Source organism: Salinibacillus kushneri, assembly GCF_900111405.1.
Lineage (GTDB): Bacteria > Bacillota > Bacilli > Bacillales > Alkalibacillaceae > Salinibacillus > Salinibacillus kushneri.
On the sequence record NZ_FOHJ01000002.1, the window covers coordinates 431,531 to 439,406 of the forward strand.

Annotated in this window: 8 protein-coding genes, 12 tRNA genes and 1 rRNA gene; 20 read left to right on the plus strand and 1 reads right to left on the minus strand. The window is 38.8% G+C overall.

All coding sequences use genetic code 11. From position 1 onward, the window contains the following. Positions 1-3 precede the first annotated feature (3 nt). The 6 genes from BMX63_RS04700 (at position 4) to BMX63_RS04725 (ending at position 5,562) form a co-directional block, all read left to right on the plus strand. Entirely contained in the window at positions 4-996 is a 993-nt protein-coding gene (locus BMX63_RS04700; RefSeq protein ID WP_093132460.1) for a PP2C family protein-serine/threonine phosphatase, read from the plus strand. Between the two features lie 77 nt (positions 997-1,073). Further along, on the plus strand, positions 1,074-1,403 hold the full coding sequence (locus tag BMX63_RS04705; RefSeq protein WP_093132462.1) for an STAS domain-containing protein: 330 nt from the start codon (positions 1,074-1,076) through the stop codon (positions 1,401-1,403). Further along, a complete protein-coding gene (rsbW, locus tag BMX63_RS04710) occupies positions 1,403-1,882 on the plus strand; it encodes an anti-sigma B factor RsbW (RefSeq protein WP_093132464.1) in 480 nt (159 codons plus the stop codon). Before BMX63_RS04705 ends, rsbW begins: the two co-directional genes overlap by 1 nt. After that, positions 1,854-2,645 carry an RNA polymerase sigma factor SigB gene (sigB, locus tag BMX63_RS04715; protein ID WP_093132466.1) on the plus strand — a complete coding sequence of 264 codons (792 nt, stop codon included), beginning with the start codon at positions 1,854-1,856 and terminating at the stop codon, positions 2,643-2,645. The genes rsbW and sigB overlap by 29 nt, the downstream gene beginning before the upstream one ends. Further along, positions 2,642-3,244, plus strand: a complete 603-nt coding sequence (locus BMX63_RS04720; protein WP_245732717.1) for a SpoIIE family protein phosphatase — start codon at positions 2,642-2,644, stop codon at positions 3,242-3,244. Before sigB ends, BMX63_RS04720 begins: the two co-directional genes overlap by 4 nt. Positions 3,245-3,417: 173 nt before the next feature. After that, the gene (locus BMX63_RS04725; RefSeq protein ID WP_093132524.1) at positions 3,418-5,562 is read left to right on the plus strand and encodes a Tex family protein; all 2,145 of its coding nucleotides are present in this window, start codon (positions 3,418-3,420) and stop codon (positions 5,560-5,562) included. A 19-nt stretch (positions 5,563-5,581) separates the two neighbouring features. Here BMX63_RS04725 and cmpA read toward each other — a convergent pair whose 3' ends face one another. Then, positions 5,582-5,713 (minus strand): cortex morphogenetic protein CmpA, encoded by a 132-nt coding sequence (gene cmpA, locus BMX63_RS04730; protein WP_093132468.1) that lies wholly within the window; start codon positions 5,711-5,713, stop codon positions 5,582-5,584. 195 nt (positions 5,714-5,908) lie between these two features. Between cmpA and BMX63_RS04735 the strand changes: the two genes are divergently transcribed. The 14 genes from BMX63_RS04735 to BMX63_RS04800 form a co-directional block, all read left to right on the plus strand. Then, positions 5,909-6,352, plus strand: a complete 444-nt coding sequence (locus BMX63_RS04735) for a SprT family protein (protein ID WP_093132470.1) — start codon at positions 5,909-5,911, stop codon at positions 6,350-6,352. A gap of 165 nt (positions 6,353-6,517) precedes the next feature. Beyond that, positions 6,518-6,592 (plus strand) — tRNA-Asn (locus BMX63_RS04740). 2 nt (positions 6,593-6,594) lie between these two features. Beyond that, positions 6,595-6,685, plus strand: a tRNA-Ser gene (locus BMX63_RS04745). Positions 6,686-6,689: 4 nt separating this feature from the next. Beyond that, positions 6,690-6,761, plus strand: a tRNA-Glu gene (locus BMX63_RS04750). A 28-nt stretch (positions 6,762-6,789) separates the two neighbouring features. After that, positions 6,790-6,866 (plus strand) — tRNA-Asp (locus tag BMX63_RS04755). An 11-nt stretch (positions 6,867-6,877) separates the two neighbouring features. After that, positions 6,878-6,952 (plus strand) — tRNA-Gln (locus BMX63_RS04760). Between the two features lie 78 nt (positions 6,953-7,030). Further along, positions 7,031-7,106, plus strand: a tRNA-Lys gene (locus BMX63_RS04765). Positions 7,107-7,114: 8 nt separating this feature from the next. Then, positions 7,115-7,199, plus strand: a tRNA-Leu gene (locus tag BMX63_RS04770). An 11-nt stretch (positions 7,200-7,210) separates the two neighbouring features. Next, positions 7,211-7,297 (plus strand) — tRNA-Leu (locus BMX63_RS04775). Positions 7,298-7,365: 68 nt separating this feature from the next. After that, positions 7,366-7,442 (plus strand) — tRNA-Arg (locus BMX63_RS04780). 6 nt (positions 7,443-7,448) lie between these two features. After that, positions 7,449-7,525: transfer RNA gene (locus BMX63_RS04785), tRNA-Pro, on the plus strand. Positions 7,526-7,541: 16 nt separating this feature from the next. Next, positions 7,542-7,615, plus strand: a tRNA-Gly gene (locus BMX63_RS04790). A 5-nt stretch (positions 7,616-7,620) separates the two neighbouring features. Continuing rightward, positions 7,621-7,697 (plus strand) — tRNA-Ile (locus tag BMX63_RS04795). 96 nt (positions 7,698-7,793) lie between these two features. Further along, a 16S ribosomal RNA gene (locus BMX63_RS04800) occupies positions 7,794-7,876 on the plus strand; the annotation flags it as partial.

Below are 7,876 nucleotides of genomic sequence, written 5' to 3' on the forward strand. Positions count from 1 at the left end.
TAAATGGTCTTGGAAAAATACAAAAATTTATTAAAGTACTATTTAGCAACAAAGGATGAAGGAGCATTATATCGTGCTGATCAATTTAGTAAACGATCTTTGCAGCAAGATATATCTCCTGATGAAATTGTCCAAATACATATTGATGCCTTACAGGATTTGTATCCAGACTTGCCTGAGGAAATGCGATTATCTCTTCATTTCCTTTTAGAAACCATGATTTCCTATGGAATTGCCCATCAGGAATTTCGAGCATTAAGAGAAAAACAGTTTGAGCTAAAATCAGAAATTGAAGTAGCAGCGAATATGCAAAATACATTATTAAACACAGTTATTCCCGATGATGGTGCACTTGATATTGGCGCCATTTCGGTTGCGGCTCATCAGATGAACGGGGATTACTATCATTTCATTAATGATCAGAAAAACATAGGTGTTGCCATTGCGGATGTGATTGGAAAGGGTATACCTGCCGCTTTATGTATGTCCATGATAAAGTATGCATTGGATACGTTTCCTGCTAATCTGTCGAATCCGCAGACGATATTGCAACTATTAAATCGGGTTGTGGAACGGAATGTGGAGCCGGGGATGTTCATTACAATGTTTTACGGTTACTATAACCAGGAAGACCATTTGTTCCATTATTCGTCTGCTGGTCATGAACCAGGATTATTTTATCATGCATTATCTAATACATTTGAAAAAATTGAAGCCAAGGGTATTGTATTAGGTGTTCAAAAGGACGTTACGTATCAACAGTATTCAAAATATTTGTCTATTGGAGATATGGTCATCTTGTTTACAGATGGTGTCACGGAATGCAGGCGAGGAGATCAATTTATTCAAAAAGAAGAAATTGTAGATGTCATTAAGGAATACATACATTTATCTGCACAGGAAATGGTGGATCAGGTTTATCGCTACTTTGAACGGTTACAGGATTTTGATTTACGCGATGACTTTACATTAATTATTCTGAGGCGAAAGTACTAGAAGGTTTAATGTTTAAATTTATTTGTGAAAGGGAAAGTACATAAAAGTCAATAAAATAATTTTTGGAGGTTCGGAACATGAATTTAAGTATTGATGTTTCTCGAACAGATGACATTCATTATGTCAAACTATCAGGGGAAATTGATGTGTATACAGCACCGAAATTAAAAGAAACGATTTTGCCTTTAACTGAAGAAGAAGGTGTTTCCGTTAGAGTTGACTTAGAGAAAATTAATTATATGGATAGTACCGGTTTAGGTGTATTTATTAGTGGTTTGAAGTCGGCTAAAGAACATCAATCAGAGCTGATTTTAATGAATTTGCATGAGCGTGTATATAGATTGTTTGATATCACCGGCTTAAAAGAAGTTTTTAAAATAGAAAATACGGTTCGGGGTGGAAACTAATGCAGGAACCTTTTGACTTTATTGAAATTAAAATACCAGCCAAGCCGGAGTACGTTGGGATTGTTCGATTATCGATTTCAGGAATTGCCAATCGACTGGGATTCTCATTTGAAGAAATTGAAGACTTAAAAATAGCAGTTTCAGAAGCGATAACCAATACAGTTCAACATGCTTATCAGGGGGTAGAAGACGGAGAAGTCACTATAGGATTTGGTCTGTACCATGATCGTTTGGAAATCATGGTAGCTGATCGTGGCGGAAGCTTTGATTTATCTGAAATCAAACAGGAAATTGGACCATATAGACCTGAAGAATCCATCGAAGGGTTGAGAGAAGGGGGGTTTGGTTTATTCTTAATTGAAGAGTTAATGGATAAATTAGAAATAAATAACGATTATGGCGTGATAGTTATAATGACCAAACATCTCCATAAAAATGGGGTGGAATCGAATGACGACGAAATCTCAACCACACAATGATTACGAGGATGAAGTTTACAAATGGATTAAAACATTGCAGGAGGACCCCAATAATGAAGCTATTCATGAAATGCTGGTTCTGGAGTTTGAGAATTTAGTCCAATCGATCGCGAGTAAATATTCCAAGAATAGCTCCATCCATGAAGACCTTGTACAAGTTGGCATGCTAGGATTAATGGCAGCTATCAAACGTTATGATTCATCGGTAGGTAAATCCTTTGAGGCATTTGCGATACCTACGATTGTAGGGGAAATGAAGCGGTACATTCGGGATAAAACGTGGAGTGTGCATGTTCCTAGGCGCATCAAAGAACTTGGACCTAAAATTAAAAAAGCAGCTGATGAGCTAACAAGTAATCTGCAATATTCCCCATCTGTAAAAGAGATTGCTGATTATCTTAATGTAAGTGAGGAAGAAGTGCTGGAAGCGATGGAAATGAGTCAAAGCTACCGAGCATTATCTGCTGATCGGAAAATGGAATCAGATTCAGATGGAGGAAAGGTGTCGATTCTTGACATAGTAGGATCGAAAGACGACAGTTATAACCAGGTCGACTATAAAATGTTACTGGAGAAATTAATGCCCGTACTATCCCAGCGTGAACGGCAAATTATTCAGTATATTTATTTTGATAATAAAAGTCAAAAGGAAACTGGAAATTGTCTTGGCATCTCACAAATGCATGTATCCCGTCTTCAGAGACGTGCTTTAAGAAAACTTCGGGATGCCCTTCAGTCACAAAGTCCGGAGGTTTTATTTTGAGTGGTAAAAATTATAATATGGAGGTATCGGTGTTTCAAGAAGCGAAAATAGGCAATCATTGTAACGGTGACTGTTTTTTTTATAAGGAGACAGACAAGCAGTTTATATCTGTTTTAGCTGATGGACTAGGAAGTGGTAAGGATGCGAAGGAGTCTTCGGAAGCGGTCATCAATGTGATGGAAAATCATTATGCAGAACCAATTGATCATTTAATCAAGCGATGTAACCACCAGCTCATGCATAAGCGTGGAGCTGTATTAGGTATTCTCAAAATTGATTTTATAGAACATACTTATTCTTTAACTTCTATAGGCAATATTGGTATAACGTTGATTCATACTAATGGAAAGAAGAAGCGAACCATTCCGACTCCTGGGTATTTGCCTGGTTATGGTCATCCATACAAGATTAACCGCGAGAAGCTTGAAACAGGTCAAACTTTTTTAATGTATTCGGATGGTGTTGATGAGCGAAAGTTGTTAACAGGCATGAGTAACTTTGAGGATGTAGCAGGAATTACAAACACATATGCAAAGTTTCATGAAGAAAAGCAAACGGATGACACAACCTTAATGGCAATGCGATATGATAAAATATAGTTCCCAGGCCCTTTCGAAGGGTCTTTTTTATGGCCTTTAATCCATGTCAAAAACAGTTTATGACAGCCTTTTTCTTTTTTTGCCTATCTTTTGGTAAAATGAATATGGCGATGTAGATTAGATTTTTACAATATCGAGGAGGAAGTACTTTGAAGGAAGCGACGAATGAACAAATGATTGTAAAAGAAGTTAGTCAATCATTAAAACTATCAGAATCCATCACACAAAAAGTCATTCATATGCTCCAAGAGGGGAATACTGTTCCATTTATAGCCAGATATAGGAAGGAAGCAACGGGTGGCTTAGATGAGGTTCAAATAAAGGAAATTGAAGATAAGTATGAATATCAAGTTCAGCTACATAACCGTAAAGAAGAGGTTATTCGCTTAATTGATGAACAAGGAAAACTAACAGATGAACTTCAACAGGAAATTACTGCGGCAAATCAACTTCAACGTGTTGAAGATTTATACCGTCCGTATAAGCAAAAAAGAAGAACACGGGCGACGATTGCAAAAGAAAAAGGTTTGGAACCTTTAGCTGAAAAAGTTTACCAAAACCAATCAGATCTTAATATACAAACTGAAGCTCTTGACTTTTTCTCTGATGAACATGAGTTAACAACCATTGAAGAAGTATTAGCCGGTGTTAATGATATTATTGCGGAATGGATTTCTGATGAACCGAAGTTTAGAGAAAAAATTAGAAACGACACACTCCACCGGGGATTACTCGAGACAAAAGGGAAAAATGAAGAGCAGGATGAAAAGGGAATCTATCATATGTACTATGATTTCCAGGAAGCAGTGCGAAAAATTGCTTCGCACCGTGTTTTAGCTGTTAATCGTGGGGAAAAAGAGGATATTTTAAAGGTTACTATCATTCCACCAGAGGAACAGATCTTAATGTATTTACAAGATGAAGTATTGGATAAGCCAAATACTGAAATAAAAGAAGTATTGGTGAATGCCATACAAGATTCATACAAACGTTTGATTGGTCCGTCAATTGAAAGAGAAATCCGTAATACATTAACAGAAAATGCAGAAGAACATGCTATACAAATTTTCTCCAAAAACTTAAGAAACTTATTGCTACAGCCGCCTTTAAAAGGAAAAACCGTTTTAGGTGTCGATCCTGCTTATCGTACAGGCTGTAAATTATCTGTTGTAGATGAAACAGGAAAAGCAGGGGACATTGCTGTGATGTACCCTACTCCTCCTAAAAATGATAAAGATGGTGCTGAGAAAACCTTTTTACGAATGATTGAGGGATATCCGGTGGAAATCGTTGCAATAGGAAATGGAACAGCATCCAGAGAAACGGAGCAATTTGTAGCAGACATGATCCAAAAACATGAACTCGATATTTCCTATATTATTGTTAACGAAGCAGGAGCTAGTGTTTATTCGGCTTCGAAGCTCGCTCGTGAAGAATTTCCAGATTTAAAAGTAGAGGAAAGAAGTGCTATTTCCATTGCAAGACGACTCCAGGATCCGCTGAGTGAATTGGTAAAGATTGATCCAAAATCGATTGGTGTGGGACAATATCAACATGATGTAAGTCAAAAGAGACTTAGTGAATCTCTTACCTTTGTCGTTGAAACAGTCGTAAACCAAGTTGGTGTGAATGTAAATACAGCTTCAGCATCGCTGCTGCAGTATGTTTCAGGCTTAAATAAAACAGTTGCCAATAATATCGTCAAATATAGAGACGAAAACGGTAAATTAGATAGTAGAGAACAGTTAAAGAAGGTTCCTCGCCTAGGAGCCAAAACATTTGAACAGGCAATTGGCTTTCTGCGTATTACGGATGGTGTGGAACCCTTAGATGGCACACCCATTCACCCAGAAAGTTATGATCAAACCAAAAATCTTTTACATCAATTAAAATTATCCACAGATGATTTAGGTAAAACAGAATTAGTTGATGCATTAAATCAAATTGAGTTAAGGGGAATGGCTAATCAGCTTGAAATTGGTGTACCAACACTTCAAGATATCGTGGAAGCACTGAAAAAACCAAAACGTGATCCACGTGATGATTTAGAAAAACCCATTCTGAAGAAAGATGTACTTTCAATGGAAGATTTAAAGCCGGGTATGGAATTACAAGGTACAGTTCGAAATGTTGTTGATTTTGGTGCATTTGTAGATATTGGTGTAAAACAGGATGGTTTAGTGCATATTTCCAAGCTCTCTGATAACTTTGTTAAAAATCCGCTGGATGTAGTAGCGGTAGGAGATATTGTGACGGTTTGGATTGACGAAGTCAATATGGACCGGGAACGAATTGCCCTAACTATGATTAAACCTTAGGTAAAATAGTGTTAAAGCATTATGTTTGTGATTTTTCATTATGGACGAACCTGCGTTGATAAAAAAACCAGCATTGGTTTAACATCTTAATTTGATAAATATCCTTTTTACGAAATGCGTTTTGCATTTGTTTTAAAAACCAATTTGGCATAGTACCCCTCCATAATAAATTGGTTTATATTTATGTTATGCAAAACAATCAATAAGGTTTATATGTATTTTGTTGAATTCAAGAATAGCCTTCCCAATAAAGGGAAGGTTTTCTTTCTGGTATAGTTAAATTATTATTGTGAACAGTACTTTTTAACGATACAATATGTATATCTTAATGATTCGGGGTACTTTTATGGACAATACAGAGCTTTCTCACTTAGTCAAACAAATTTCATTAAAGTCCTTTCAAAAACCTTTTAAAGATGAGGTAGTATTTAACAAGCGTCTACGAACAACAGGTGGACGGTATTTACCTTCGCTACGAAGAATTGAGATTAATCCTAAGTATTTGGATGAATTAGGTATGGATGATTTAGTCGGGATTATTAAACATGAACTATGTCACTATCATTTACATGTCGAAGGAAAAGGTTATCAGCATCGTGATCATGATTTTAGAGAATTACTTAAAAAAACGAACGCTCCACGTCACTGTCGACCACTTCCATCAAAAGAAAACGAAAGACTTCATCAATATCAATGTACACAGTGCGGGCGTCTTTATAAAAGAAAGCGAAGAGTTGATACGTCAAAGTATAGATGTGGTAAATGCAAGGGTAAACTAAAAAAGGTTTAAAAAGATATTGACGAAAACTCTGAAACCATGTTAAATTAAATAAGCCTTAGGAAAGACAGCCCTTTTCAAACTTACACATAAAAGTTATTAAAAAGGGTTTGACAAAAAGAACAAAACATTGTATTATATTTAACGTCGTAATAAAGACACCACATTTTAACACATTCCACCGTAGCTCAGTGGTAGAGCAATCGGCTGTTAACCGATCGGTCGTAGGTTCGAATCCTACCGGTGGAGCCAGTGGAGAAGTACTCAAGTGGCTGAAGAGGCGCCCCTGCTAAGGGTGTAGGTCGCGTAAGCGGCGCGAGGGTTCAAATCCCTCCTTCTCCGCCATTATGGCCCGTTGGTCAAGTGGTTAAGACACCGCCCTTTCACGGCGGTAACACGGGTTCGAATCCCGTACGGGTCATTTTTTCTTTTTACAAACAAAACTAGTAGGTCCGGTAGTTCAGCTGGTTAGAATGCCTGCCTGTCACGCAGGAGGTCGCGGGTTCGAGTCCCGTCCGGACCGCCATTGTTGATTGTTGGGCCATAGCCAAGCGGTAAGGCATCGGGTTTTGATCCCGTGATGCGCTGGTTCGAATCCAGCTGGCCCAGCCATTTTTATTTGCCATAAAACAGAGCAAAAAAATTGGTTCTAAACCCATGATCTATTATGTTTCTCTAATTTTAATAAGAGAGCCATTAGCTCAGTTGGTAGAGCATCTGACTTTTAATCAGAGGGTCGGAGGTTCGAATCCTCCATGGCTCACCACTACCTTTGCGGGTGTGGCGGAATTGGCAGACGCGCTAGATTTAGGATCTAGTGTCTTACGACGTGGGGGTTCGACTCCCTCCACCCGCACCATTTTATTTTATGCGGTCGTGGCGGAACGGCAGACGCGCTAGGTTGAGGGCCTAGTGGGGGTTAACCCCGTGGAGGTTCAAATCCTCTCGACCGCACCAATAAAAGTTCTAAAAGAACTATTGCAAAGATTTTGCGGATGTGTTACTATAAATCTTGTCGCAAAAAAGCGCCCGTAGCTCAATTGGATAGAGCGTCTGACTACGGATCAGAAGGTTAGGGGTTCGACTCCTCTCGGGCGCACCATACGCCCGGGAAGTAGCTCAGCTTGGTAGAGCACATGGTTTGGGACCATGGGGTCGCAGGTTCGAATCCTGTCTTCCCGACCAGTAAAAAATAAATATTGCGGGTGTAGTTTAGTGGTAAAACCTCAGCCTTCCAAGCTGATGTCGTGGGTTCGATTCCCATCACCCGCTCCATAATGGGGCCTGTAGCTCAGTCGGTTAGAGCGCACGCCTGATAAGCGTGAGGTCGGTGGTTCAAGTCCACTCAGGCCCACCATTAAAAATATTATTCGAACCTTGAAAACTGAACAAAACAACCAGTACGTCAATTCGCTATTTTGATAGCATTGATGAATGAGCAACAGGAAAACTTTTATTGGAGAGTTTGATCCTGGCTCAGGACGAACGCTGGCGGCGTGCCTAATACATGCAAGTCGAGCGCGGGAAGCAGGCTGA

What these genes read in the sequence shown, in the direction of transcription:
- BMX63_RS04700 (WP_093132460.1), top strand. Translation starts at nt 4, where the DNA reads ATGGTCTTGGAAAAATACAAAAATTTATTAAAGTACTATTTAGCAACA.
- BMX63_RS04705 (WP_093132462.1), top strand. Translation starts at nt 1,074, where the DNA reads ATGAATTTAAGTATTGATGTTTCTCGAACAGATGACATTCATTATGTC.
- rsbW (WP_093132464.1), top strand. Translation starts at nt 1,403, where the DNA reads ATGCAGGAACCTTTTGACTTTATTGAAATTAAAATACCAGCCAAGCCG.
- sigB (WP_093132466.1), top strand. Translation starts at nt 1,854, where the DNA reads ATGACGACGAAATCTCAACCACACAATGATTACGAGGATGAAGTTTAC.
- BMX63_RS04725 (WP_093132524.1), top strand. Translation starts at nt 3,418, where the DNA reads ATGATTGTAAAAGAAGTTAGTCAATCATTAAAACTATCAGAATCCATC.
- cmpA (WP_093132468.1), bottom strand. Translation starts at nt 5,713, where the DNA reads ATGCCAAATTGGTTTTTAAAACAAATGCAAAACGCATTTCGTAAAAAG.
- BMX63_RS04735 (WP_093132470.1), top strand. Translation starts at nt 5,909, where the DNA reads ATGGACAATACAGAGCTTTCTCACTTAGTCAAACAAATTTCATTAAAG.